This window comes from Sphingosinicella sp. BN140058 (assembly GCF_004135585.1).
Lineage (GTDB): Bacteria > Pseudomonadota > Alphaproteobacteria > Sphingomonadales > Sphingomonadaceae > Allosphingosinicella.
Genome location: NZ_CP035501.1, coordinates 3539025 through 3562898, shown reverse-complemented (window position 1 = coordinate 3562898; position 23874 = coordinate 3539025). Strand labels below are relative to the sequence as shown.

Genomic DNA, 23874 nt, shown 5'->3' with positions numbered 1-23874 from the left:
AACGTTCACGCGTCCTAGCCGGGGGTCGTGTCAGCAGCGCTGCGGGAGTGTTGCACCACCGTTACGAATACACGAAGACTTCGCGACAATGGGCGCGCGTCAGCTTTCGGCAGCGATGGTGCGAAGCGCGCCTTCGAACGCATCGGCCGGCTGCCCGCCCGAGATCAGGTAGCACCCATTGATGATCACCGCCGGCACCGCCGAGATGCCGCGCGACTGCCAAAGCTTCTCGGCGGCACGAACGTCCGGGCCGTAGCGGCCGGAGCCGAGCACCTCCGCTGCCGCTGCCGGATCGAGGCCGGCCGCGCGCGCCGCATCGACCAGGACTTCGTGATCGCCGGGATTGCGGCCGTTGGTGAAGTAAGCTTCGAACAAGGCATGTTCGAGCGCTTGCTGGCGGCCGTCATACCCTGCCCAATGAAGCAGACGATGCGCGTCGAACGTGTTGTAGATCCGGCTTTCGTCCGAAATCGCGATGGTGAAGCCGACATTAGCCGCCCGGTCGCGGATCGCGATTCGATTCGCTGCCGATTGCTCCGGCGTGGAGCCGTATTTGCGGCCGATATGCGCGACGATGTTCTCGCCTTCGGGCGGCATGTCCGGGTTGAGCTCGAACGGGTGGAAGCGAATTTCGGCCGCGACTTCGCCCTCCAGCCGTCGCAACGCCTCCTCCAGTCCGCGCATGCCGATCACGCACCAGGGGCAGACCACGTCCGAGACGAAATCGATGATCAGGGTCTTGGGCATGGACGTTCCTCCGACGTGACAGCGCCCGCTTCCCCGAATTGCGAGGCGAGTTCAACCGAGCAGCCTGCGGAATGCGTCGGACCGCGGGCCATCAACCCCGATCGCAGCCTGGGCGCTAAAAGCCGATCCCCAAGGAGAGCACGATCGCGGATCCGCCGCCAAGGTCTTGGGCCAGATCGGAGTCGACATAGGTCACACCTGCCGTCACCGGGCCCAACGACGTTTCGATGCCGGCAGACCAGTCCACGTAATGATCCTCGAAGGCGAGGCTGCCGCTGGAGCGTCCGACGTGCGCGTTGAGGGTCAGCGGTGTGCCCGGCAGGTCTGCAGAAGCGTCGCCGAACAGGTAGAGATTGTCGCCGCTGATCGCCGCCTGCTCCCAGGAGTAAGCGATTCCGGCCGAAGTTTCGACGGGACCAAGCGTGCGATCGAGCTTGGCGACGGCTTCGGCATAGTCGCTGTTCCCGGCCGAGGCCCTGCCGCGGGGATAATGATAATAGGTCACCGACAGATCGGCTGTCGTGCCGGTCGCCAGTTCGCCGGTCCAGCCGCCAATGAGATCCAGCTCGATATCGCCCATCAGGGCGCTGTCCGCGATCGTCGAGCCCCAGACCCCGGCGTAGAAGCCGTTTTCATGCGCAATCGTGATCCCGCCCTGCAGCGCCGGGTCGTTGCCCGACAGCGATAGGCCCCGAAAACGATAGTCGGACACCAGAGTGGCATCGCCGCTGATCGTGATGCCGCTGCCGCTCTCCGCAGCAATGGCGTGAGCCGGAGACAGCGAGGCGAGCGCCGCGCAGGCGGCGACGCGAAGGCGGACTGGATTGCGCATGGATCCTGAACATTTCGATGTGTTTTCAGGATCTATAGCAGGGCCCGCTACCTCCATACGGCCAGTTGCGGCTTTTCTCGGCCTGCGCTCGGCGCCCTACTCCCCCGCGCCGGGCGCCGCTTCTTCGTCGAGGAGCATCGCAAAGCAATCCGGGAAGCTTTCGGACACCGGCCTGCGCGGCACCAGCGCGGGCGGCGGGGTTTCCTTCTCCGGCGCGTCCGCGGCGGGCACCTTGCGCCGCGATACGTTGGGCTTGTCGACGATCATGTTGTTGACCACGGCGCCGACATAGCTGCCGTCCAGCCGATAGGCTTTCTCCGCCACGACACGGCCGATCGGGGTCCCGTCGAGCGCGTAGATGAAACCGCTGAGCCTGAAGCCCTGCGGCTGCCCGTCGCTGGTATAGATGCCGTCCGCCATCCGCCCCGTGTAGGCGCGGGCGGCCCCGCTCCGCAATGATCGAAAGCAGGCTTTCGCGACAGCCGTCGCCATCCGGTGGCGCCGCGTCCCGACGGGCCCGGTCTGATCGGTGGATCCGGATTCAGCGGATCGGCAGCTCGAACGGTCCCGGCGGCAATGTCGCCTCGTCGTAAAGGTTGGTGACCGGCGTGTCGGCCCAGGCGTAGCGGACCCGGGTGGCCGGCTTGCCGTCGTCGGCGATACGCACGATCGAACCGTCCGGAACCGCGTCGGCGAAGCGGCAGCTCTCCTGGGTTGCGCCGCACAGCTCGAAGGCGAGCGCCCGCGTTCCGCTCCACGACACCAAATTGCCGGTCACCCCGGTGAAACGAACCACGATTCCCGCTGGCGTGCGCTCGGCTGACGCTGCCGCGGGCCCGACCGGCTCAGGCTTTCCATAAGCGACATGGCGGGCAGCCCGGGCAAGGCGGCGACCGACATCCTGCTTGTTGGCCGGATGGATGTCCGTCCGCTCGCCCAGATCCATGGCGACGACCAGAGCCGCATGACGATCCCGGGCGACACCGATCCGCTGCTGCTCGCGCAGCTCCGCCCAGCCGCTCGCCCGCGGCGCCGGCTGAGGCGGGCCGTAATTGGCCAGGCTGACGACCAGGAACGGCAGCTCCGGCGCGCGAAATTGCTTGCGCCAGCTCGCCATCAGCGCGCTCAGCTTGTCGGCATAGGGCTTGTTGTTGGCGACGTCGCTCTCGCCCTGATACCAGGCCGCGCCCTTCAGCCCATAAGGTCCGAGCGGCGCGATCATCGCGTTGTAGATAAGCGAAGCGCCGGCATTGCTGTCCCAGGGCGGCCGCGGCGGATCGACCACGCCGGCCGGCGCAAGCGCATAGTCCCAGCCCTCGCCCAGCTTCTTGGTCTCGCCGCCGGTGACCGCGAGGCTGAGCGCGTCCGCGGGGCCCTGGAACCCGCCGAAGCCCCAGCTGTCGGATATCGCGATCAGGATCTCGTTCTCGCCCGCCTTGAGCAGGCGCGAGGGCAGTTCGTAACGCCGTTTCAGATCCCAACCGAAACTGTTGCCGACGGCGACGCCGTTGACGAAGGTCTGGTCGGCATCGTCGACCACGCCGAGGGAGAGCGTCGCGCCCTGCTTCGCCTCCTCGGCGGACAAGGTCACCTTGCGGCGGGCCCACACCAACCCGTCATAGTTGCGCAGCGCGGGATCGCCCCAGCTCTCCCAATAGGACGCGGAGGGCATCGGCTTCCACGTCAGCACGGAGGAATCCCGCCACGGTTCGTTGCCGACCCGCTCCTTCCACCATGATGTCCAGCGCTCGCCGAAGCGAAGGTTGGCAGCGAGCGGATCGCGCTGGAAGAGCGCGAGCAGTCCGGCATTCTGCTTCTCGAACGGTGCCGCGGTGTCGAGATCGATCCACGGCGCGATCTGCGTGCCGCCCCAGCTCGAATGAATCGCGCCGATCGGCACTTTCTCGGATGCGCGCAGTTCCTTGGCCATGAAGAAGCAGGCGGCGGAAAAACCGGGCAGGCTCTGCTTGGTGGCCGGAGACCAGGCGATCGTGTCGGCGAAGCGCGGCAAGGGCGTCAGCGACGTTTTCCGAGTCACCGTGATCAGCCGGATCTGATCGTCCTCGCCGTTGGCGATCTCGGTGCCGGACGCGAGCGTGCGCTCGAGCGGATATTCCATGTTCGACTGGCCCGAGCAAAGCCAGACATCGCCGATCAGGATGTCGCTCGCGGTCGCCGACGCGCCGTTCCCCGACGCGGCCAGCGTGTAGGGACCGCCCGCTGGCATTTGCGGAAGCGACGCCTGCCAGTCGCCCCTGCCGTTCGCCGTCACCGTGCGGCTGACGCTGCCGAGCGTGACGGTGACCTTTTCACCTGCGGCAGCCGTGCCGTAGACGAGGATCGGCCGGTCGCGCTGGAGAACGGCATGATCGGAGAAGATCGGATTCAGCGTCGGCGCAGCCGCTGCAGGCACCGCCGCGCCGAGGAGAATAAGCGAAGCGAAACGTCTGATCATGCAGCCCCCAAGGCCGGTCAGAGTGCGATGAGCGATCCAGGCAGGCCGGGAACATCGAGATCGACGGCGAACAGGCTGCCCGCCTCCGGCTGCTCCGCGAGCGCGTCGGGCTTCAGACCCTGCTGCGCCGAGGTCGCGTAGAGCGTCTTCAGATCCGGCCCGCCGAACGCAACCTTGGTGATGTTCGACGTCGGAAAGCGAACCCGGCCGATCAGTTCGCCGGCCGGCGAGTAGCGCCGCGCTTCCCAGCCGAAATACAGGCCGACCCAGACGCAGCCTTCGGCATCGACCGTCGGACCGTCGGGAAAGCCCTCGCCTTCGCCGATGCGGACGAACGGCCGTGACGGTCCAAGGGTGCCGTCCTCCGCGACGTCGCACGCCTGGATGGTCTGGGCGAGCGTGTCGACATGGTAGAGGATGCGGCCATCGGGCGAATGGACCGGACCGTTGGTGATGGTGATCTTCGGCAATTCGGCCTCGACATGCCGGCCGTCTTCGAACCGGTAGAAGCAGCCCGTGGCCGATTCTTCCTGGTTGTCCATCGTACCGAACCAGAGCCGGCCAGAGGGATCGACCGTGCCGTCGTTGATCCGGTTGCCCGGAAGATGCGCTTCGACATCCACGATCTTGGAAAAACTTCCGCTCAGCGCGTCGAAGCGGTGAAGGCCACTCTGCATCCCGGCGACGAAACCGCCCGATGCCGCCGGCAGCAGGAATCCGATCTGCTCGGGCGCGTTCCAGCTCTTCTTGTCGGCCGAAGCGGGGTCGAAGCGATGAATCTTCTGGCGTTTGATGTCGACGAACCACAAGGCCCGATCGCGTTCGACCCAGACCGGACCTTCGCCGAGTTCGGCGCCGACCTTCCAAATGGCCTCCGGCCGGGAATCTTCCAGCGACGCCATCTTAGCGCCACCCCGCATCGACGAAATATTCGTGGCCGGTGATCAGCCGCGCATCATCGGAGGCCAGGAACATCACCAGCGCCGCCACGTCTTCCGGTACCAGCCGGCCCTTGAGGCATTGCGCATCGACAATCTCCTGCTCACCCTCGGGCGTATACCATTTGAGCTGGCGCGGAGTCCGCACATTTCCCGGAACCACGCAGGTGACGCGAATACCATCCTCGCCGAGCTCGCGGGCGAGCGAGCGGGTCAGCCCCTCGATCGCGGCCTTCGCCGTCTGGTAGAGGGTAAGCTCGGGAAGGCCGAGATGCCACGAGATCGAACCGAGATTGACGATCGCTCCGGCCTTCTTCTCCCGCATGCCCGGGATCACCGATTGCGCCGCGAAGAAAAGGTGCTTCAAATTGACGTTGAAGCGGTTCTCCCAATACTCCTCGGTGACTTCATCGATGGTGTGCCGGTCGTCGTTGGCGGCATTGTTGACGAGCACGTCGAAGCTGCCGTCTTCGGCGATCAAACGTGCGATGGTTGCCTTCACGGCCTTGATGTCGGTGATGTCGACGCGCTCGAACCGCGCGCCGAACTGCGCGGCGATCGCGCGGCTATCCTCTTCCGCGATGTCGAAGAAGGTGACCTCAGCGCCTTGACGGGAGAAGCCCTCGACGATGCCGGCGCCGATGCCGGAGCCACCCCCGGTGACGAGAACGCGCTTGCCCCGCAGGCTGGGGTATATCGCGCGCGTTTCTGAATCTTGGGTCACTGCTCCTCCCCGGATCGACTGTTCTGCTTGTGTGATAAAATCAGGTGGCGGACTGGCCGCCGCCGCTGAGGCCGCGGGCGGCCAGGTTGCGCATGAGCGCGCGGACGCCGAAGGTCCAGGGCGGCGCCGCCTTGGACGTCGTCACCCGGTTGAGCAAAGCGCCGAGCTTCGGCGTCGAGATGCGGACGAGATCGCCGACCTTGTGGGTGAAGCCCCGGCCCGGCTCGTCGCGATCCTGCACCGGCGCAAACAGGGTCCCCAGAAACAGGGTGAACCCGTCGGGATAATGGTGCTCACTCTGCGCCTGACGAATCAGCTCTTCGGGGTCGCGACTGATCTCGCGCATCGTGCTGACGCCCTCCAGCCTGAAGTTGTCGCGGCCTTCGACGACGAGCTCGACGACCGCGTCGCGCACATCGTCCATGGTGAAGCCCTGATCGAACAGGCGCACGAACGGGCCGATCGAACAGGAGGCATTGTTGTCCTTGGCCTTGCTCAGCAGCAAGGCGCTGCGTCCTTCGAAATCGCGCAGGTTGACGTCGTTGCCCAGCGTGGCGCCGACCGGGCGGCCGTTCTTGTCGGCGACGAGCACGACCTCCGGCTCGGGATTGTTCCAGGTCGAATCGGAGCGAACGCCGATCTCGCCGCCCCAACCAACGGTGGACAGCACCGGTGACTTGGTGAAGATCTCCGCATCCGGGCCGATCGCGACCTCGAGATATTGCGACCACATGCCGTCTTCGATCAGCGCGGCCTTGAGGCGCATCGCGTCTTCCGATCCGGGCACGACCGAGCGGATGCCGCCGCCGATACGCGCCTCGAGTCCTTCGCGGATTTCGGCGGCACGCTCCGAATTGCCCCGGGCGCGTTCCTCGATCACGCGCTCGACAGCGGAAACCGCAAAGGTGACGCCGGCAGCTTTCACCACCTGCAGATCGATCGGCGAGAGCAGGTAGGCGCCGGGCTCCGACGCGGCCACCCGGTCGATCAGTTCGTCGAGCGGGAACAGGCGGCGCCCCTCGGTCGCGGCCGGATCGGCACGGTCGAACAGATCCGCGACGGTCGGCGCAGCCTGCGAGACGTCGAACACCTCGCCTGCGCGAATCACGATCGGGGTGGGGCCCTCTTCGAGCATCAGACGGCCCGCCAGCACGGCCGAATCCATGTCTGACGGCAGCATTGCCGCCGAGAATGTCTGTTCCATGCCTCTCCCTCACCCGTCTGTGTTGTGGTAGCGCTACCAATCGGCGCGGCAGGCCCCTAAAGTCAAGCCGCTCGCCATTCTTCCGCCCACGCTTTTCTTCGTGGCTGGGGAAGCGGTGTCATAACGTACGAACGGGGAGAGATACTGAATGAAGAAGAGCCTTGCCGTATTCGCCCTTGCCGCCTCCATGCTCGCGCTGTCGGCGAGCGGATCCGGGTTCGCCGCGCCTGCGGCCAACCGGCCGTGGATGAACACCGCGCTTACGCCCGAACAGCGCACCGATGCGGTGCTCGCGAAAATGACCCGCGACGAGAAGCTGCGGCTCGTCTTCGGCTATTTCGGCACCGATTTCGAGCCGAAGAAGTACAAGGCGCCGAAGGAGGTCCGCTACGGGTCGGCCGGCTACATTCCGGGTATCCCGCGGCTCGGCATCCCGCCGCAATGGCAGACCGATGCCGGAATCGGCGTCGCCACCCAGGGCAGCGCCCCGACCAAGCGCGAGCGCACCGCCCTTCCCTCCGGAATGGCGACGGCGGCGACCTGGAATCCGGACCTCGCTTTCCAGGGCGGTGCGATGATCGGACGGGAGGCGCGGCAATCGGGCTTCAACGTCATGCTTGCCGGCGGCGTCAATCTGGTCCGCGATCCGCGCAACGGCCGCAACTTCGAATATGGCGGCGAGGATCCCCTTCTCGCCGGAACGATAGTGGGCGCCCAGATCGCGGGCATCCAGTCGAACAAGATCATCTCGACCGTGAAGCATTACGCGATCAACGATCTTGAGACCGGACGCGATTATCACGATGCCCGGATCGATCCGACTGCAGCGCGCATGTCGGACCTGCTCGCTTTCCAGATCGCGATCGAGAAATCGGATCCGGGTTCGGTGATGTGCTCCTACAACCGCGTCAACGGCCTCTATGCCTGTGAAAATCCGTGGCTGCTGACCGACGTCCTTCGCCGGGACTGGGGCTGGAAGGGCTATGTGATGTCGGATTGGGGCGCCGTCCACAGCACCGCGCAGGCGGCCAATACCGGCCTCGATCAGCAATCCGGCAACCCGTTCGACAAGGCCCCGTATTTCGGCGCCCCCCTCAAGGATGCGGTCCGTACGGGACAGGTCTCCGAGCGGCGGCTGAACGAGATGGCCGGGCGGATCCTGTACGCGATGTTCGACAATGGCCTGGTCGACAACCCGGTCGGCGAAGAGCCGATCGATCTTGCCGCTCATGCTGCGGTCACCCGGGCCGATGCCGAGCAGGGTGCGGTGCTGCTCAAGAACCAGGGCCGGATCCTGCCGCTCAAGCCAGGCACGAAGAAGATTGCAGTGATCGGCGGTTATGCCGATCGCGGCGTGCTTTCGGGCGGCGGATCCTCGCAGACCTACCCGGCGGGCGGCAATGCGGTTCCCGGACTGGAGCCGACGGGGTGGCCGGGACCGGTGGTTTACTATCCCAATTCGCCGCTGGCGGCCATTCGGGCCCAGGCCCCCGATGCCGAGGTGACCTTCGTCGACGGCCGGGATCCCGCCGCTGCGGCACGCGCCGCCGCCGACGCCGATGTCGCGCTCGTCTTCGTCACGCAATGGACGAGCGAGTCGATCGATGCCTCGGTAACCCTTCCCGACAATCAGGACTCGCTGGTCGCGGCGGTGGCGGCCGCCAATCCGAAGACGGTGGCCGTGCTCGAGACGGGCGGTCCGGTGCTGATGCCCTGGGCTGGCCAGGTCGCCGGCATTCTCGAGGCCTGGTATCCGGGCACGGCCGGCGGCGAGGCGATCGCGAACCTGTTGTTCGGCAGGGTCAATCCGTCGGGCAAGCTGCCGGTCACCTTCCCGCGCGACGAGACTCAGCTTCCCCGCCCGGTGCAGCCCGGCCTCGGGCTCGCCAAGGACGAGATGTTCTCGATCTCCTACAGCGAAGGGGCGGCGATCGGATATAAATGGTTCGACAAGAACGGGTTCGAGCCGCTCTTCCCATTCGGCCACGGCCTGTCCTACACCGATTTCGACTATGGCAAGCTCAGGGCCGACGCCGCCGGGGGCGACCTGACGGTAAGCTTCCGGGTCGAGAATGACGGCAAGCTGCAGGGCATGGACGTGCCCCAGGTCTATGTCGCGCCGGCGGCCGGCGGTTGGGAAGCACCCCAGCGCCTCGCGGCGTTCAAGAAGATCGATCTCGCACCGGGCGCGGAGACCACCGTCACCCTTATGGTCGACCCGCGCCTGCTGGCGACCTGGGATGAATCGGCCAAGCAGTGGAAGATCGCCGGCGGGGCCTACAAGGTCATGCTCGGCAGATCGTCGCGCGACATCGAGGAGACGGTAACCGTGCAGGTGCCGGAACGGACTCTGCCGGCAGGCTGGAGGCCAGCCGTCTGATCGATCGCTTCATGATCCCTCCGCCGCGTCGGGCGGCGGAGGGGTGAAGCTCAGAGCGCGATCCGGCGTCGCTCGCGGGCGCTTTCCCGCGCAAGCTCGATGATCCGCAAGGCGGCGCGGGCATCGGCCGGATCCACGGGAACAGGCCCCTCCCCGCGCACTGCTCTGGCGACCGCAGCGTAGAAGTCCCGGTAGCGGCCTGCCTGCGTCGGAATTCGCTCGGGCTCTCCCCTTACGTCGGTGAACGTGGCGTAGCGCGCTTCCGAATCCTCGCCAAAGCCGCTGCTGCGCGGGTCGATGCCGTCGCGCAGAGCCGCTTCCTGTGGATCGAGGCCGTATTTCACGAGCGCACCGGCCGTTCCATAGACAGCGAAGCGCGGGCGCGGCGCGGTGACCAGCGTGGCTGCCGAGAGGTTCACCCGCAAACGTCCGTAATGGAGCGTCAGCCGGAAATAATCGTCCACATCAGCGGCCGCGCGTTGCGCCCCGATATCCGCGGTCAGCGCTTCGGGTGTTCCGAACAAGATCAGAGCCTGATCGATCAGATGCGCACCAAGATCGAAGAACAGCCCGGCGCCCTCGGCCGGGACCTCGCGCCAGCCCGGCTTGATCGCGGGCCTAAACCGATCCCAATGCGCCTCGAACAGGGCGATCTCGCCAAGACGACCGCCGGCGAGGACGTCCCGCACGGTCAGAAAGTCGCCGTCCCACCTGCGATTCTGGAAGACGGTGAGCATCCGTTCGCGTTCCGCGGCGAGCGTGATCAGGCCCACTGCTTCGGCCGAGGTGACGGTGAGCGGCTTGTCGACCACGACATGCTTGCCGGCCTGCAAGGCCGCTTCGGCAAGCGGATAATGGCTGCGATTGGGTGTTGCGATCACGACCAGATCGATGCTCGGATCGGCAAGCAGCGCCGCCGCATCGGCGGAGCCGGCCGTGGCGACCAGCTCCAGATCGGCAACGGATCGGATCAACGGCGCGTGAAAAACAGTGCCGGCCATACCCCGGCCGATCAAACCAACTCTGATCAAGGTGCCTCCGCCGTCGATCCGCGCTGGACCAACGTATATGCAAGTTCGGTGCGCGCCGGCGCCGGCCGCCCGCGGATGAGATCGATCAGCAGGCCGGCTGCCGTGAAGGCCATCTCATAGGCCGGCTGGCGAATGGTGGTAAGAGCCGGCCAGACGATTGCGGCGATCTGGCTGTCGTCGAAGCCTGCGACCGAGAGCTGGCGCGGCACGTCGATGCCGAGTTCGTGCGCGGCCTGCACGACCCCGGCGGCCATGTCGTCGTTGGAGGCGAAGATCGCCGTCGGGCGCTCGGCAATCGAGAGCAGACGGCGTCCCGCCTCGTAGCCTGACGCGGTGTCGTTATAGCCCTGCTCGATCGGCTGACTTGCGCCGATTTCGGCGGCATCGAGCGCCGCCTGGTAGCCAAGCCTCCGCAGGCGGCTCGAAGGATGGTCGGGATGGCCGGCGACGAAGCCGATTCGGCGATGGCCGAGCTCGAGCAGGTGCGCGGTCATGTCGTGTGCCGCCGCTTCGTCGTCCATGATCACGCACGGGCCACCCTTGCTGGTGTCGTCGGGGGCCAGGCGGACATAGGGCAGACGCCTTTCGTCGAGCGCGGAGATCAGGGCCGGATCCGAGGATAGCGGCGGCGTGACGACGAGCCCGTCGACATGGGTCTGATCGATCATCGCCAGCACCTCCTCGACGCTCTCGCCGCCGAGATCGTTGCACGACTGGATGAACAGGCGAAGGTGTGCGTTTCGGCAGCGGGCCATTGCCCCGCTCTGCACGTCGAACACGTAATTGGCGCTGGGATTGTCGTAGACGAGGCCGAGCAGGTTCGAGCGCTTGCCGGCCAGGCTGCGCGCCGGGAGGCTCGGGCGGTAGCTCAGGCTTGCGATCGCGTCCCGCACCCGGTTCCGCGTCTCGCTGCGCACACCGGGCTCGTCGTTCAGCACGCGCGACACGGTCTTGATCGAGACCCCCGCGGCGGCGGCGACGTCGTCGATCGTAGTGCGCGCCATCAGGCGCGCTCGTCCGCGGTCGATCTGCTGGCCATTCGTTCCTCGCCGGTTTTCCTGCAACTCTACAGGATCGGGAGGCACCGGCAACCGGCGCCTCCCGTCACTCTGAAATCGCGATCATCCCCCGCGCATCAGGCGGACGCAGCTCGGTTTATTCCTGGCCGCAGCTCGCCAGCGGCGTCGCCGTGCTGGCGACGCGCACATCGGAGACCGAGAGCGCTAGGCGACCCGCAGTGGCAATGGAGAATGGGATGGTAATCCGGTTCATCGTCACTCCGGCCCTCGCGAAGCAGCGAAGGGGAATCGCGACGCTGGCCCATTGTCCCACGGTTGCCGCGCGCAGGACGCCGCCGAGCGGGAGCGTCGCCCCCTCCATGCCGATCGTCACCGGCGCCGTCGGCGCGCCGTCGACGCGGTATTCGAGCACCAGGCTCAATTCGCCGTTGGACTCGCGGGTGAGGTCGATCGGCTGCGCGGCGAGGATCTGCGCCGCGGCCCAGCCCTGACCGCTCCAGGTGAAGCGGCGCGCATCTTCCTGGGCACGGCGGTCGACACCGGCGACCCGCAGCCGCCCGGTTCCGGTCGCGCCCGCATTGCCGGTCACCGGGGATGCCGGGCCGCCCTCTTCGCGAAGGCCGAGCGACCAGCCGCCGGGCACGGTGCCGCGCCCGAACAGGACTCCGTCGGCGCCGGTGCGGGCACCCGCCGGGCGCTCTTCGGACAGCAACGCGAGATTGCCGGCGTCCGCATAGGTCAGACCGAAGCCGTAGGCGAACAGCGGATCGTAATTGGCGTCGCCGCGGTTGAGCGGCGACTGATTGACACGCTTCGGCCACGAATAGGACAGCTTGCCCTTGAAGTCGTTGCGCGCCTTGCCCGCGGCATCCGCGAACAGGACGTCGGCGACACCGCCGCCTTCGGAGCCCGGAAGAAACGCCGCAACGAACGCGTCGGAGGCATTGATCTCCGGATTGACCCACATCGGCCGCCCCGAGAGAAACACCGCGACCACCGGAATGCCCGCCTTCTTCAGGCGCTGCAGGAGTTCGAGATCCTTCTTGTCGGCTGGGCTGTATTCGATCGTCGGACGATCTCCGACGAATTCGGCATAAGGCTCTTCACCGAAGACCACGATCGCGGCATCGGGCTTGCTCTTGTAGCTGCCGTCGACGCTGAGGGTGGCCGTTCCACCCGCAGCCTTCACCGTGTCCGCGATTCCGCCGAAGATCGACTGGCCGTTGGGGAAGTCCTTGTTGCTGATGCCGGTACCCTGCCAGGTGATCGTCCAGCCGCCGGATTGCTTGGCGATGTTGTCGGCACCGTCGCCGGCAACCAGAATGTTGCGCTTCGGAGAAAGCGGCAGCAGCTTGTTCTTATTCTTGAGCAGCACCAGCGATTCCCGCACCGCCTGACGCGCGACGGCGCGGTGCTCGGCCGAGCCGAGGCGGTTGAACTCGCCGGCCATCGGCCGCGCCGACGGCTTCGGCTTCTCGAAGATACCGGCGCGGATCTTGACCCGCAGGATGCGGCGGACCGCCTCGTCCAGCCGCGCCTGCGGAATCTCGCCCGAGCGCACCTGGGCAAGAGTGGCGTCGTAGAGGCCGCGCCAGCTGTCCGGCGCCATGTACATGTCGAGCCCGGCATTCATCGCCGCAGCGCACGACGTGTTGGAGCAGCCGGGCACCTGGCCGTGCGCATTCCAGTCGCCGACGACGAAGCCGTCGAAGTTCATGTCTTCTTTCAACGCAACGGTGAGCAGATCGCGGTCGCCCGTCGTCTTCTCGCCGCGCACGGACGAAAAGGAGGCCATGATCGCCTGCACGCCGGCCTCGATCGCCGGGGGATATCCAGCGCCGTGGATGTCGCGCAACTTCTCGGGCGTCGAGGGATTGTCGCCCTGATCCTTGCCGCCTTCGGTGCCGCCGTCGCCGACGAAATGCTTCGCGGACGAGATCACCTTGCCCGCGCCGAGGAAGCCGGGCGTCCCGGGGCGTCCCTGCAGGCCTTCCACCATACGTCCGGCATAGGAGCGGACGATCTCCGGATCCTCGGAGAAGCCTTCATAGGAGCGGCCCCACCGATCGTCGCGTACGACGGCCAAGGTAGGCGAGAAATCCCAGTCGATGCCGGTCAGCGCCATCTCGCGGGCAGTGACCTCACCGATCTTCTGGATGAGATCGGGATTACGCATCGCACCGAGGCCGACATTGTGCGGGAAGATGGTGGCGCCGACGACATTGGTGTGACCGTGGACGGCGTCAGAGCCCCAGATCGGCGGAATCTTCTCGCCGGCCCAGTCCGCCGCCATCGCGGCGTCCCAGAAGGCGTCGGCGAGCGCCAGCCAATCGCGGGCCGGCGCCGTCTCGTTGTTGCCGGGGGCCGAATTGCCGCCATTGAGGATCGATCCGAATTTGTAGCGGCGCATGTCCTCGGGCGTGACCGATGCGATGTCGGGCTGAATGGTCTGGGCGACCTTCTCTTCCAGGCTCATCCGCGCCAGGATCGCTTCGACCCGCGCTTCGACGGCGGGATCACGCGCCACCGCGCTGTGTACGGCGGGCCAGCGAACATGATCGGCACTCGGTTGCGCGGGCGCTGATGCCGGGGCCGCCTCCGCCGGGGCCGCAGGATCGCCAGGCGCCGCGTCGGCGGTCTCGATCCCTCCTGAAGCCGTCGTCGCGCAGCCGGCCGTGCCGAGCAGCAGTGCAACCGCGAGCGCGCGAGTCCAGCCCTGACGCTGCGCCGGGCGCAGGAGTGCGGAAGAATTCATGGCGTTTCCTTAGTCATCCCCGTGGCCGGCACCGTCGCGGCTCCTCGTTGCGGATGCCTTCGACTGCCGGTTCGCTCGGTCTGTATGGGACAAGACCGGCACGGTGCAAGCGACGAGGAGGTCTGCCTGGAAGCGGTTACAGATTTCTGCGTCGAGGCAACGGCAGTCAGCGGCCGCCGAGCGCCTTCATGGTGTAGACCGCCGCCTTTGCGGCAAAGGCCGGTGAAAGGCTGTCGGCCGCCGCCGCACGCGCATAATGGGCCGCAGCCGGGAAGTCTCCGGCCTCCGCGAGTTCCTGCGCGAGCTTCTGCAGGGTCCATGTGCGATGGCGGCGGCCCGCGGTGCGCATTTCAGGACTACGGGCGAACAAGGCGGCCTTGTCGGCGACGCGAAGCTGCTGAAGCCGCTTCGCCGCCATGCTGAGGGCCGTGGTCATATTCGCCGATTTGGTTGGATCCGGGATGTTGTGCCGGGAGACGATGGCGGGATGGTGCAGCATCGGGCCGGTTGCGGTGTCGATGAGGCGCAGATAGAGATCACGATCGCATTCCCAGCGTATCGCTTCGTCCATGCCGCCCACCTGTTCCCACAGGCCGCGGCGCACGATCAGGCAGTTGAGATGGCAGAAGCCTTCGATGGCAAGCAGGTCGTCGAGGGTGAGGCGCCAGCTCCCGTCCGCGTCCGCGGTGCGCTCGGCAAGCCTGCGCTCGAGCTGCACGAGCCACAATCCCTCCGATACCGGCTCGCCGTTCCGGAAGCCGCGCTGGTTGGCCATGTAGAGGTCGGTGCGCGGCGCGTGGCCGATCGACCGGGCGGCCCGGGCGAGATGTTCGGCATCGGTCCAGACGTCGTCATCGTCGAGGATCGCCAGATAGTCGCCAGCCGCATGCGCCGCGGCGACGTTCAGCGAATAGCTCTGGCCATGGCCGCTCGGGCGCCTGACCAGGCGATGGTGCTGCAGCCGCAGGCCGGGACGCGTGCGAGCGGCGGCGAGCACCTCTGCATAACCGGCGAGATGCTGCTCCGCGCTGCCGTCGTCGACGACGACGATTTCGAAATCCTCGAAGCTCTGGGCGAGCACCGAGGCGAGCGCGTCATCGAAAAGCGCGGGGCGGTCGCGGGTGGCGAGAAGGATGGAAAAGAATGGCACGGCGCGTCCTTTAACCGGCAAATCTTTAGAGGATGTATACCACGCGGGGATTAGGCCGACCCGGCATCCAAGCCGGGAGTGAATGACGTTGCGTTCGAACTGCGCGCCCCGAGGGCGGCTCTGATCATGCGCGCGCTCGTCATCGGCGACGATACACGATCGTTCCTGGCCGTCGTCCGATCGCTCGGGCGGCGGAACTGGCACGTCGATGCGGCGCCCTACGACCTCTCATCGGCTGCACTGGCATCGCGCTACGTCCATCGGATCCATCGGCTTCCGCCTTACTCACTGTCCGTCGATCGCTGGTGCGAGCGGCTGCGCGCGCTGATCGCGGCGGAGAAATATGATCTGGTCATTCCGTGCGACGATCGCAGCCTCATCCCACTCCAGCGCCATGCAGCGCTCTTCGAGGCCACTCGGCTCGCGCTGCCGAACCCGGAGGCGTCCGCAATCTTCTTCGACAAGGACGCGACTCGCGGGCTTGCAGCATCGCTCGGGATTCCCGTGGCGCCCGGGCGGGCGCTCGCCGCCGCCGACGATGCGCGCGGACTGGCGCAGGCCTTCGGCCTTCCGCTCGCACTCAAGCCGCGCAAATCCTACACGCTCGGCCAGCCGGGTGCGAAAGCCGCGGTGCGCATCGTCCGGACCCGTCCCGAGCTCGCCGAAGCGCTCGACGCCATCGAGACGCGCGATCCCTGGCTGGTCGAGGGCTTCTTCCATGGCGAGGGCGTCGGCTTGTCCGTCCTCGCCGACCGCGGCGAGATCCTGATCGCCTTTCAGCACCGCCGCCTTGCCGAAGCGTCGGAGACCGGCGGCAGCTCGCGCCGCATCGGGGAGCCGATCGATCCACGCATGCTTGAGGGCGTGGCAGCGATGGCGCGGGCCACGGCGCTGCACGGCGTCGCCATGTTCGAGTTCCGCCGTGATCCGGCCAGCCGCCGCTTCATCCTGCTCGAAGTGAATTGCCGCTTCTGGGGTTCGCTTCCGCTCGCCGTCGCATCCGGCGCCGATTTCCCGGCTGCCGCAGCCGCGCTTTACGTCGATGGCAAGTCCACGGCCGGCACCGCCATTCGTACCGGCTTGGTGCTGCACGATCTCGGTGGGGAATATTATCGCGTACTCCGACACGCAACCGCCTCGGGGCCAAAGCCGCTCAAGGCGATCAAGGCCGCCGCCGGCCTTGCGCGACTTGCCCTCAGCCTGCCGTTCGGCCGCCGGTTCGACAGCCATGCGCCGGACGATCCCGAACCGTGGCGACGCCAACGGCGCGAGCTCGTGCGGGCGATTGTCGGTGCCGCGGCGAAGCGGCTGACTCGTGCGTCGGGCCGCCGCCGACGGGGGCACGCAGCGCTGCGCCGGCTGCAGGCCAATGCGAAAAAGGGCCGCAATGCCGTCGTCATGCTGTGCCAGGGCAACATCTGTCGGAGCCCGTTCGCCGAGCACCGGCTGCGGACCAAGGCGGCGGCCGCCGGGCTGACACTCGACGTCGTCTCGGCCGGGACCATCGGTCTGGAAGGGCGACGTTCGCCCGACGATGCGATCCGTGCCGCCCGCGCCTGGGACGCCGATCTTTCCCAGCATCGCTCCCGTTTCCTGGACGTCGACGTGGCGCGTGCCGCTGCCGCCGTGATCGTGTTCGACGATCGCAACGTCGACGAGCTCCACCGGCTGGGGCTCAACGGCGACGTCAACCTCCTGCGCCTCTCGGATCTGAGCGGACGGCGCGAGATCGGCGATCCGTATGGACATGGGGCGGAAGGCTTTGCCCGGGTGTATGGCGAGATCGAGGATGCAGTGGACACGCTCGTCGCCGCCCTCAGCGGGCGCGGAGCCACGCCATGACCAGGCCGCAACTCGCCATTGTCGTCGATACGGAGGAGGAGTTCGACTGGACGAAGCCTTTCGCCCGCGAAAATCGCGACACGCACAGCATTCCTGCCCAGGCGCTCGCGCACGCCGTCTACGACCGCCTCGGCATGGTGCCGACCTATGTCATCGACCATCCGGTGGCGACGGACCCGCGCGCGGTCGATTTCCTTCGCGGCCTGCAGCGCGATGGACGCGCCGAGATCGGCACCCACCTTCACCCATGGGTGTCGCCGCCGCATGACGAGGAGGTCAATCGCCGCAACTCCTACCATTGCAATCTGCCGCGCGCGCTCGAGCGCGCCAAGATCGAAACATTGACCGACCTCATCGAAGGCGCCTTCGGACACCGCCCGCACGTGTTCAAGGCGGGGCGCTACGGCTTCGGGCCGCATACGGCAGAAGTGCTGGCCGACCTCGGCTACACGATCGACTGCTCCTACGTGCCGTGGATGAACTTCGCCGACGATGGCGGGCCCGATTACCGCAACACACCAGATCAGCCATTCTGGCTCGACGATTCGCAGACCCTGCTCGAAGTGCCGCTGACCAGCGGCTATTACGGGCTGCTCGCAGCAGCCGGGCCGACCTTCCAGCAGCTGCTGAACAGCAGCCGCGCGGCGCGCTTGCGGGTACCGGGCCTGCTCGCCCGTAGCGGGCTTCTCGCCCGCTCGCGATTGTCTCCCGAGGGAGTGTCCGCCGAAGAGCAATGCCGGTTGGTTCGCGCGATGGTGAAGGGCGGCCGCCGTTTCTTCACGCTCACCTACCATTCTCCGAGCCTGGCGCCGGGCCACACGCCCTATGTCCGCTCCGATCAGGACGTGCGCGACTTCGTTGGCCGCATCGAACATGTCCTGCTCTTCTTCCGCGACATGCTCGGCGGGGAATTCACCACCCTTACCCGCCACCGCGAGCGCCTGCTCGCGTCGCGCGCGGAGGCAGCGTGACGATCGATCGCGCGACCCTTTACCGCTCAGCCTTCCTGGCGGTCACCATGCAATGGGGCGTGCGCGCTATCGGCCTCGTCTCGGTGATTACGCTCGCCCGTTTGCTCCAGCCGAGCGATTTCGGGGTCGTCGCGATCGCCCTTTCGGCGGCGGCGTTCGTTGAGCTGTTCGGCTGGATCGGCCTCCGCCAGGCCCTGCTCAGGGTTCCCGATCCGGATCGATCGCATTACGACACCGCCTGGACGATTCAGCTGATCCTGTTCATGCTGCTGGCGGTGGCGATGCTCGCGATCGCGCCGCTCGCGGCGAGCTTCTACAAGATCCCGGCGGTGACCGGCATTCTCTGCGTCATGTCTCTGCGCATGGTGGCCCTCGCCGTCTCGAATATCGGTATCGTCGATTTCGAGCGCGACATGACCTTCGGCCGCGACATGGCAATGCGGCTCGGCGTTCGCGTCGCCTCCCTCCTGGTTTCTCTGGTCGCCGCCTTCACATTGCGGAATTATTGGGCGCTGGTGATCGGGATGGTCGCGCAGTCGATTTTCTGGATGATCGGCACCTACGTCGCCCATCCTTACCGGCCGCGGCTGAGCCTGGCGCGACGCGCCGAGATCCTCGGGGTCTCGCTGTGGATGTTCGTCAGCACCTTCTCCGAATGGGTGCAGTCGCAGATCGAGCGGCTGGTGCTTGGCCGCTTCGTGCTGCCGGCGACGGTGGGCCTTTATTCGGTGTCCAAGGACCTTTCGAGCATCTTCACTCAGGAAATCGCCACCGCGCTCAACCGGGTCACGTTCGTTACTGTCGCCCGCAGCGAAGCCAATGGCAGCACCAATGTCGCAACGGTGATCGGCGCCTATGCAGCGATCGTAGCCCCGCTCGCGGCGGGACTGGTCGCCACCGCACCCGACACGATCGCCGTCCTGCTCGGCGCCAAGTGGCTGCCGGCCGCGCCGCTGATGCGGATCATCGCGCTCTATACGGGCGTGCAGGCCGTGTCGCTGATGGTGGCCTCCGTCTTCCAGGCATCCGGCCAGGCGCGGCGCGCGGCGACCCTGAACATCGCCGGCGCCTTTTTGTCCGCGGCGGGTATCGGCACCGCAGCCTTCTTCTTCCGGCGCCCGGAGGCGGTCGCGGTGGCGGCACTGTGCGTCAACGCAACGATGCTGACGATCGGTATCGTCCTCCTCGCCATGGACGCGAAAACCAGTGCGGTCAGCCTCGCCGCCAATCTCCTCCGGCCGCTCTTTGCCGCCGCCGCTATGGCCTTCGTGCTGATGCGCCTGCTCAGCGTCGAAACCGGCCACCCGCTGCCCGATCTCCTGGTCGAGGTTGCGGTGGGCGCTGTCGTTTATGGAACGTCCCTTTTCTTCCTCTGGTTCGCCTCGGGTCGGCCGGGCGGCGCCGAGCAGGAAGCCGCCCTGCTGATCGGCGGCCTCACACGGCGCCTGGCGCCCGGGCGCTGATCAGCCAGCAGGCGGCGGTGAAGCGGACGTCCTCACCGCGCACATAAGGCTCGAACGCCGCGCGAACCGTAGCGACGATCTCCGCGAGTGCCGCACCCTCTATCCCACGAAGATAGCGGGCGATTGGCCCGAAGCGGGTGAAATATTCTTCCAGGCGCGCCTCCGGGAGCGCACAATCGAAGTCGAACGGCCGCACGTCGCCCGCGGTCCAGCCGCTTTGTTCGAGGATCGAGAGGATCCTGTTCCGGTCGGCGAAAGCGAACTGGCCGGGCGCGTCAGGATCGCGCGCGGGCATTTCGGGGAGCAACGGCGCCGCGGCCCGCTCGGCCGTCGTCATGAACGGATTGTCCGCCGGGCTCCGCCACGCGAACATTCGCAGCGCCGCTCCCGGCGCCGATGCGCGGCGCAGATTGGCGAACGCTCGGACCGGGTCGGCAAAGAACATGACCCCGAAGCGCGAGACGATCGCATCATATCCGCCGGCCGGAAGGGGATGGGACTGCGCATCTGCACAAAGGAAGGCAGCACCTACGGATTCCTGCGCCGCAGAGGACCGGGCGGCGGCGAGCATCGGCTCCGAGATGTCGATGCCGGTGCAATCGGCACCGCCACCGAGCCTCCGTGCCATCGCGATCGTCGTGCTGCCGGTCCCGCAGCCGACGTCCAGCACCGATCGGACCTCTGCTTCTGCCACCCAGCCAGCCAGATCGTCCTCGATCGGCTGAAACATCCCGTCGAGGACGCTTTGCGCCGCGACCCAGGATCGTCCGGCATCGCCGTTCCAGAGTGCCGCCTGCTCCTCCGCGGTGCTGTGTGCCTGCGTCATCTTCGTCTCCCTTGCTTGTCGTTTCCGTACGAAGACGGCATCCTGCCACTTCAAGTCGACTTGAGGTCAAGAGGGTGCAGGCTCTGGATATCTCCGAGGTCGCGGGACGCTCCGGCGTCCCGGCCTCGGCACTGCGTTTCTACGAGGAGAAAGGGTTGATCGCGTCGATCGGCCGGCGCGGATTGAAGCGGATCTTCGCGCCGGATGTGATCGAGCGTCTGGCGCTGATTGCCCTCGGACGCGCCGCCGGATTCTCGCTAGCCGAGATCGGCGGCATGTTTGCCGCGGACGGAACGATGCGACTCGACCGCACGCTGCTCAACGCCAAAGCGGACAGGCTAGACGCGACGATCCGCAAGCTCGGCATCCTGCGGGACGGGCTGCGGCATGCCGCCGCCTGTCCCGCGCCGAGCCATATGGAATGTCCCACCTTTCGCCGCATCCTCAAAGGTGCGGCAGCCCGCCGCCCGGCGAGGAAGCAGGCCGAAGGGATCCGGTAGAGCCCTTTCGATCCAGTGTTGGAGATATCTTAACCATCGCGCGCCAAGCTGTGCGGAACGCCCGGCAGGAGGCCAACTTGTTCTATCGTCCGATCCCGCAGACGCAATTGCTCACCAAGCGAATCGTCGTGATCGCGACCCTGGACGTGCCCGCCAGCTACCAGGTCGGATCGCTGATGCGCCAATGCGCGACGGTGATGCGCAACCAGTGTCGCGAGGCCAATCTGCAGGTCACCGAGGTCGACATGAAGATGGACCTTACCGGGACGCTGGCGGTCGGCTCGTTGTTGACCAAGAACCGGCGGCGGATCGGCATGGCGGTGACCGTGCGGGTGCCGACCATGGCGATCGCCCTCGAAGTGCGCGACCGCTGCGAAGCGCGGGTCAAGCGTGCCATCGCCACCGCCGGGATCACCGGTATGGCGGCGCCCTACATCGCCGACGGTGACAACGGGATGCCTGCGCTGCCCACCTTCAAGTCGTAATCGCGCTCAGTCGCTCTCCGCCTCATCGAGCGAATAGCCGGCGGACCGGACGGTGCGGATCACGTCCTTCTCGCCACCTTCGTTGAGCGCCTTGCGCAGGCGGCGGATGTGGACGTCGACAGTGCGCACTTCGATATCGGCATCGTGCGACCACACAGCGTCGAGAAGGCGCTCGCGGGAGAAGACCCGGCCCGGATGCTCCATGAAGTGGCGCAACAGACGAAATTCGGTCGGCCCGAGCGCCACCGTGCGTCCGCCGCGCCGAACCTTGTGCGCCGACACATCCATTTCGAGATCCGCGAAGCTCAGGCTGCCGCCGGCCAGGGCAGGACGGACGCGGCGCAGCACCGCGCCGACACGCGCGATGAGTTCGCGCGGGCTGAAGGGCTTGGTCACATAATCGTCGGCGCCGGTCTCGAGCCCACGGATCCGATCGGTCTCCTCGCCGCGGGCGGTCAGCATGATGATCGGCACGTTGGCGGTCGCCTCGCGCCGCCGCAGGCGCCGGCAGACTTCGATTCCGGGCACGCCCTCGATCATCCAGTCGAGGATGACGACGTCGGGCGGCCGCTCGTCGGCCAGCATCAGCGCCTCGTCGCCGTCGCTGGTATGCTCGACCTCGAACCCTTCCTTGCGAAAGTTGAACAGGAGGAGTTCCGACAAGGCCTTGTCGTCCTCGACGAGGAGCAAGCGTCCGCGGTTCATCGATTATCCTTCGCGTCGATCAGGATTTGAGCTCGGTGCCGTCCGGCCGCACCGGACTGCAATCGTCGAGGGTCCCGAAGGCGGGATCCGAGGGATGACGCCGATTGTAGCGGGCCGATCCGTAGAGGGAGAGGCCGATGAACACCGCGCCGACCACGCCGGTGATCACTTCGGGGATGTGGAAACGTGCCGAGAGCAGCATCACCACCGCCAGCGCGATGATCGCCCAGAAGGCGCCATGTTCGAGATAGCGGTAATGCGCGAGCGTGCCCTTGTCGACGAGCATGATCGTCATCGATCGGACGAACATGGCGCCGATGCCGAGGCCGAGCGCAATCACGAAGATGTTGTTCGACAACGCGAACGCGCCGATCACCCCATCGAACGAGAAAGCGGAATCGAGCAGGTTCAAGTAGAGGAAGCCGGCAAGTCCCGAGCGGGCGGCGCCGCCGGCAATGGCATGCTCGTCGGGCTCGAGCAGCGAGTTGACCGCTTCGACGGCAAGGTGGGCGAGGATGCCGAAGATGCCGCTGACGATGAAGGTCAGCGCTTCCGCCTCGCTGTGCAGCAGCCGGGACACGCCGTACAGGCAGAGCAGCACCACGCCGATTTCGATGGCATGCACCGACGCGAGGCTGGCGAGACGGCGCTCGATCAACCCGATCCAATGGATGTCCTTGTCGCGGTCGAAGAAGAACTTCAGCCCGACCATCGCCAGAAAGGCGCCTCCGAAGCCGGCGATGCCGACATGCGCACTGGTGATGATCCGCTCATATTCGGTCGGATTGCCGGCGGCGAGCTTCAACGCCTCGATTGGACCCAGATGGGCGGCGATGGCAACGATCAGCAGCGGGAAGACGATCCGCATTCCGAACACGGCGATGGCGATGCCCCAGGTGAGGAAGCGCTTGCGCCAGACCGGCGACATCTCCTTCAGCACCGATGCGTTGACCACGGCATTGTCGAAGGAAAGCGAGACTTCGAGAATGCTGAGCACGACCACGATCCACAGCACGCCGGCGGTGCCGATCACGCTGCCGGTCATCTCCCAGCCGAGCCATACGGCCAGTGCCAGGCAGACGATCGTGAACAGGAACGCGCCCTTGAAATACCCCAGCATGCCAACCCTTCCCTGTTCGCGCCGCGCGCACCGCGTTGCGACCCCATAGTCGAGGATCAGGCGTGGCTTCAAACCTTTGCGTGATCGTGGCGGGACAGCGGCGTCCGAACACCTATGTTCACGCTCTTCGCACGGGCGCCATGACGAGGCGGTCTATGATTGCGCCCACCGCGTCGCAATCCATATCGGGAGCCTCGTCGAACCACCAGGCAAGGATGCCCAGTGTTGCCCGCACCGAATGGGTGATGGCGAGGCCGAACGGCAGCCCGGGCGGATCGGGCAGGCCCGTGGTCTGGGCGCGGGCCATCGATCGCTCGGTGAGGATGCGACAGACTTGCGGCTCGGCACCGCCTGCGAACAGCGCCCGACAGATCGCCTTGCGGCCGGCAATGAAGCGGCAGAGTGCAACCGAGGCGCTGAGCGTGTCCTCGTCCCGGAGTGCCGGCAGCATCGTGGGCAGGAGCTCATCGATCAGCTGATCGGCGGCATCGAACAGTAGATCCTGCTTCTCCCGATAGTGGCGAAAGAAGGTGGCATAACCGACATCCGCCCTTGCGGCGATGTCGGCGACGGTGATCGTCGAGAAATCATGCTCGGCGATCAGCTCGAGCATCGCTTTGGCAAGCGCGGCGCGCGTCTTTCCAATCCTCGCATCCACCACTCAGAACCGCTCCCAACAAGCTGCTTGCGCTCATTATCACGCTCACTTATGATACAGACTATATCA

Annotated in this window: 21 protein-coding genes; 6 read left to right on the top strand and 15 right to left on the bottom strand. The window is 66.5% G+C overall.

Annotated elements, in window-relative coordinates:
• Positions 1 to 99: 99 nt before the first annotated feature.
• The 7 genes from ETR14_RS15960 to ETR14_RS15930 form a co-directional block, all read right to left on the bottom strand.
• A complete protein-coding gene (locus ETR14_RS15960; RefSeq protein ID WP_129386150.1) occupies positions 100 to 747 on the bottom strand; it encodes a DsbA family oxidoreductase in 648 nt (215 codons plus the stop codon).
• A gap of 115 nt (positions 748 to 862) precedes the next feature.
• Entirely contained in the window at positions 863 to 1579 is a 717-nt protein-coding gene (locus ETR14_RS15955) for a TorF family putative porin (protein WP_165356476.1), read from the bottom strand.
• 96 nt (positions 1580 to 1675) lie between these two features.
• Complete coding sequence (locus ETR14_RS15950; RefSeq protein WP_129386146.1) at positions 1676 to 1999, bottom strand: 4-fold beta flower protein; 324 nt, start codon at positions 1997 to 1999, stop codon at positions 1676 to 1678.
• Between the two features lie 121 nt (positions 2000 to 2120).
• A complete protein-coding gene (locus ETR14_RS15945) occupies positions 2121 to 4034 on the bottom strand; it encodes a sialate O-acetylesterase (RefSeq protein ID WP_243455544.1) in 1914 nt (637 codons plus the stop codon).
• 17 nt (positions 4035 to 4051) lie between these two features.
• Entirely contained in the window at positions 4052 to 4954 is a 903-nt protein-coding gene (locus ETR14_RS15940) for an SMP-30/gluconolactonase/LRE family protein (RefSeq protein WP_243455543.1), read from the bottom strand.
• The gene (locus ETR14_RS15935; protein ID WP_129386142.1) at positions 4938 to 5696 is read right to left on the bottom strand and encodes an SDR family NAD(P)-dependent oxidoreductase; all 759 of its coding nucleotides are present in this window, start codon (positions 5694 to 5696) and stop codon (positions 4938 to 4940) included. The genes ETR14_RS15940 and ETR14_RS15935 overlap by 17 nt, the downstream gene beginning before the upstream one ends.
• Before the next feature lie 40 nt (positions 5697 to 5736).
• A complete protein-coding gene (locus ETR14_RS15930) occupies positions 5737 to 6900 on the bottom strand; it encodes a fumarylacetoacetate hydrolase family protein (protein WP_129386140.1) in 1164 nt (387 codons plus the stop codon).
• 148 nt (positions 6901 to 7048) lie between these two features.
• Here ETR14_RS15930 and ETR14_RS15925 point away from each other — a divergent pair, with 148 nt between their 5' ends.
• Positions 7049 to 9280 (top strand): glycoside hydrolase family 3 C-terminal domain-containing protein, encoded by a 2232-nt coding sequence (locus ETR14_RS15925; protein WP_129386138.1) that lies wholly within the window; start codon positions 7049 to 7051, stop codon positions 9278 to 9280.
• Between the two features lie 50 nt (positions 9281 to 9330).
• Here the strand turns inward: ETR14_RS15925 and ETR14_RS15920 are convergent, their stop codons facing one another.
• The 4 genes from ETR14_RS15920 to ETR14_RS15905 all read right to left on the bottom strand — a co-directional run bounded on the left by ETR14_RS15920 (position 9331) and on the right by ETR14_RS15905 (position 15235).
• Positions 9331 to 10281: a Gfo/Idh/MocA family oxidoreductase gene (locus ETR14_RS15920; protein ID WP_243455542.1), complete on the bottom strand. Its 951-nt coding sequence runs from the start codon at positions 10279 to 10281 to the stop codon at positions 9331 to 9333.
• A 26-nt stretch (positions 10282 to 10307) separates the two neighbouring features.
• On the bottom strand, positions 10308 to 11315 hold the full coding sequence (locus tag ETR14_RS15915) for a LacI family DNA-binding transcriptional regulator (RefSeq protein ID WP_206185846.1): 1008 nt from the start codon (positions 11313 to 11315) through the stop codon (positions 10308 to 10310).
• Positions 11316 to 11466: 151 nt separating this feature from the next.
• A complete protein-coding gene (locus tag ETR14_RS15910; protein WP_129386134.1) occupies positions 11467 to 14085 on the bottom strand; it encodes an exo 1,3/1,4-beta-D-glucan glucohydrolase in 2619 nt (872 codons plus the stop codon).
• A 166-nt stretch (positions 14086 to 14251) separates the two neighbouring features.
• A complete protein-coding gene (locus tag ETR14_RS15905; RefSeq protein ID WP_165356475.1) occupies positions 14252 to 15235 on the bottom strand; it encodes a glycosyltransferase family 2 protein in 984 nt (327 codons plus the stop codon).
• A 126-nt stretch (positions 15236 to 15361) separates the two neighbouring features.
• Here ETR14_RS15905 and ETR14_RS15900 point away from each other — a divergent pair, with 126 nt between their 5' ends.
• The 3 genes from ETR14_RS15900 to ETR14_RS15895 are packed head-to-tail and all read left to right on the top strand — an operon-like array spanning position 15362 to position 19511.
• Positions 15362 to 17077: an ATP-grasp domain-containing protein gene (locus tag ETR14_RS15900; RefSeq protein WP_129386130.1), complete on the top strand. Its 1716-nt coding sequence runs from the start codon at positions 15362 to 15364 to the stop codon at positions 17075 to 17077.
• Entirely contained in the window at positions 17074 to 18048 is a 975-nt protein-coding gene (locus ETR14_RS28410; protein ID WP_165356474.1) for a polysaccharide deacetylase family protein, read from the top strand. The genes ETR14_RS15900 and ETR14_RS28410 overlap by 4 nt, the downstream gene beginning before the upstream one ends.
• Complete coding sequence (locus ETR14_RS15895) at positions 18045 to 19511, top strand: oligosaccharide flippase family protein (RefSeq protein WP_165356473.1); 1467 nt, start codon at positions 18045 to 18047, stop codon at positions 19509 to 19511. The genes ETR14_RS28410 and ETR14_RS15895 overlap by 4 nt, the downstream gene beginning before the upstream one ends.
• Here ETR14_RS15895 and ETR14_RS15890 read toward each other — a convergent pair.
• Positions 19483 to 20337 (bottom strand): class I SAM-dependent methyltransferase, encoded by an 855-nt coding sequence (locus ETR14_RS15890; RefSeq protein ID WP_129386126.1) that lies wholly within the window; start codon positions 20335 to 20337, stop codon positions 19483 to 19485. The two genes, ETR14_RS15895 and ETR14_RS15890, sit on opposite strands and share 29 nt — an antisense overlap.
• Before the next feature lie 74 nt (positions 20338 to 20411).
• Between ETR14_RS15890 and ETR14_RS15885 the strand changes: the two genes are divergently transcribed.
• Both ETR14_RS15885 and ETR14_RS15880 read left to right on the top strand, forming a co-directional pair.
• Complete coding sequence (locus ETR14_RS15885; protein ID WP_129386124.1) at positions 20412 to 20837, top strand: helix-turn-helix domain-containing protein; 426 nt, start codon at positions 20412 to 20414, stop codon at positions 20835 to 20837.
• Between the two features lie 77 nt (positions 20838 to 20914).
• Positions 20915 to 21322: a hypothetical protein gene (locus ETR14_RS15880; RefSeq protein WP_129386122.1), complete on the top strand. Its 408-nt coding sequence runs from the start codon at positions 20915 to 20917 to the stop codon at positions 21320 to 21322.
• A 6-nt stretch (positions 21323 to 21328) separates the two neighbouring features.
• On the opposite strand, the gene phoB is transcribed toward ETR14_RS15880, so the two are convergent.
• From phoB to ETR14_RS15865, 3 genes are all read right to left on the bottom strand, one after another.
• Positions 21329 to 22027, bottom strand: a complete 699-nt coding sequence (gene phoB / locus ETR14_RS15875; protein WP_129386120.1) for a phosphate regulon transcriptional regulator PhoB — start codon at positions 22025 to 22027, stop codon at positions 21329 to 21331.
• A gap of 19 nt (positions 22028 to 22046) precedes the next feature.
• Positions 22047 to 23147, bottom strand: coding sequence for a DUF475 domain-containing protein (locus tag ETR14_RS15870; RefSeq protein WP_129386118.1), 1101 nt, complete (start codon positions 23145 to 23147; stop codon positions 22047 to 22049).
• Between the two features lie 118 nt (positions 23148 to 23265).
• A complete protein-coding gene (locus ETR14_RS15865; protein ID WP_129386116.1) occupies positions 23266 to 23760 on the bottom strand; it encodes a TetR/AcrR family transcriptional regulator in 495 nt (164 codons plus the stop codon).
• Positions 23761 to 23874: the final 114 nt, after the last annotated feature.

Bases quoted from the DNA above. Each gene is read 5' to 3' on its own strand.
- ETR14_RS15940 (WP_243455543.1), bottom strand. From the start codon at position 4,954: ATGCGGGGTGGCGCTAAGATGGCGTCGCTGGAAGATTCCCGGCCGGAG.
- phoB (WP_129386120.1), bottom strand. From the start codon at position 22,027: ATGAACCGCGGACGCTTGCTCCTCGTCGAGGACGACAAGGCCTTGTCG.
- ETR14_RS15920 (WP_243455542.1), bottom strand. From the start codon at position 10,281: ATGGCCGGCACTGTTTTTCACGCGCCGTTGATCCGATCCGTTGCCGAT.
- ETR14_RS15910 (WP_129386134.1), bottom strand. From the start codon at position 14,085: ATGAATTCTTCCGCACTCCTGCGCCCGGCGCAGCGTCAGGGCTGGACT.
- ETR14_RS15870 (WP_129386118.1), bottom strand. From the start codon at position 23,147: ATGCTGGGGTATTTCAAGGGCGCGTTCCTGTTCACGATCGTCTGCCTG.
- ETR14_RS15915 (WP_206185846.1), bottom strand. From the start codon at position 11,315: ATGGCGCGCACTACGATCGACGACGTCGCCGCCGCCGCGGGGGTCTCG.
- ETR14_RS15955 (WP_165356476.1), bottom strand. From the start codon at position 1,579: ATGCGCAATCCAGTCCGCCTTCGCGTCGCCGCCTGCGCGGCGCTCGCC.
- ETR14_RS15865 (WP_129386116.1), bottom strand. From the start codon at position 23,760: ATGCTCGAGCTGATCGCCGAGCATGATTTCTCGACGATCACCGTCGCC.
- ETR14_RS15900 (WP_129386130.1), top strand. From the start codon at position 15,362: ATGCGCGCGCTCGTCATCGGCGACGATACACGATCGTTCCTGGCCGTC.
- ETR14_RS15945 (WP_243455544.1), bottom strand. From the start codon at position 4,034: ATGATCAGACGTTTCGCTTCGCTTATTCTCCTCGGCGCGGCGGTGCCT.
- ETR14_RS15930 (WP_129386140.1), bottom strand. From the start codon at position 6,900: ATGGAACAGACATTCTCGGCGGCAATGCTGCCGTCAGACATGGATTCG.
- ETR14_RS15890 (WP_129386126.1), bottom strand. From the start codon at position 20,337: ATGACGCAGGCACACAGCACCGCGGAGGAGCAGGCGGCACTCTGGAAC.
- ETR14_RS15960 (WP_129386150.1), bottom strand. From the start codon at position 747: ATGCCCAAGACCCTGATCATCGATTTCGTCTCGGACGTGGTCTGCCCC.
- ETR14_RS15925 (WP_129386138.1), top strand. From the start codon at position 7,049: ATGAAGAAGAGCCTTGCCGTATTCGCCCTTGCCGCCTCCATGCTCGCG.
- ETR14_RS15950 (WP_129386146.1), bottom strand. From the start codon at position 1,999: ATGGCGGACGGCATCTATACCAGCGACGGGCAGCCGCAGGGCTTCAGG.
- ETR14_RS28410 (WP_165356474.1), top strand. From the start codon at position 17,074: ATGACCAGGCCGCAACTCGCCATTGTCGTCGATACGGAGGAGGAGTTC.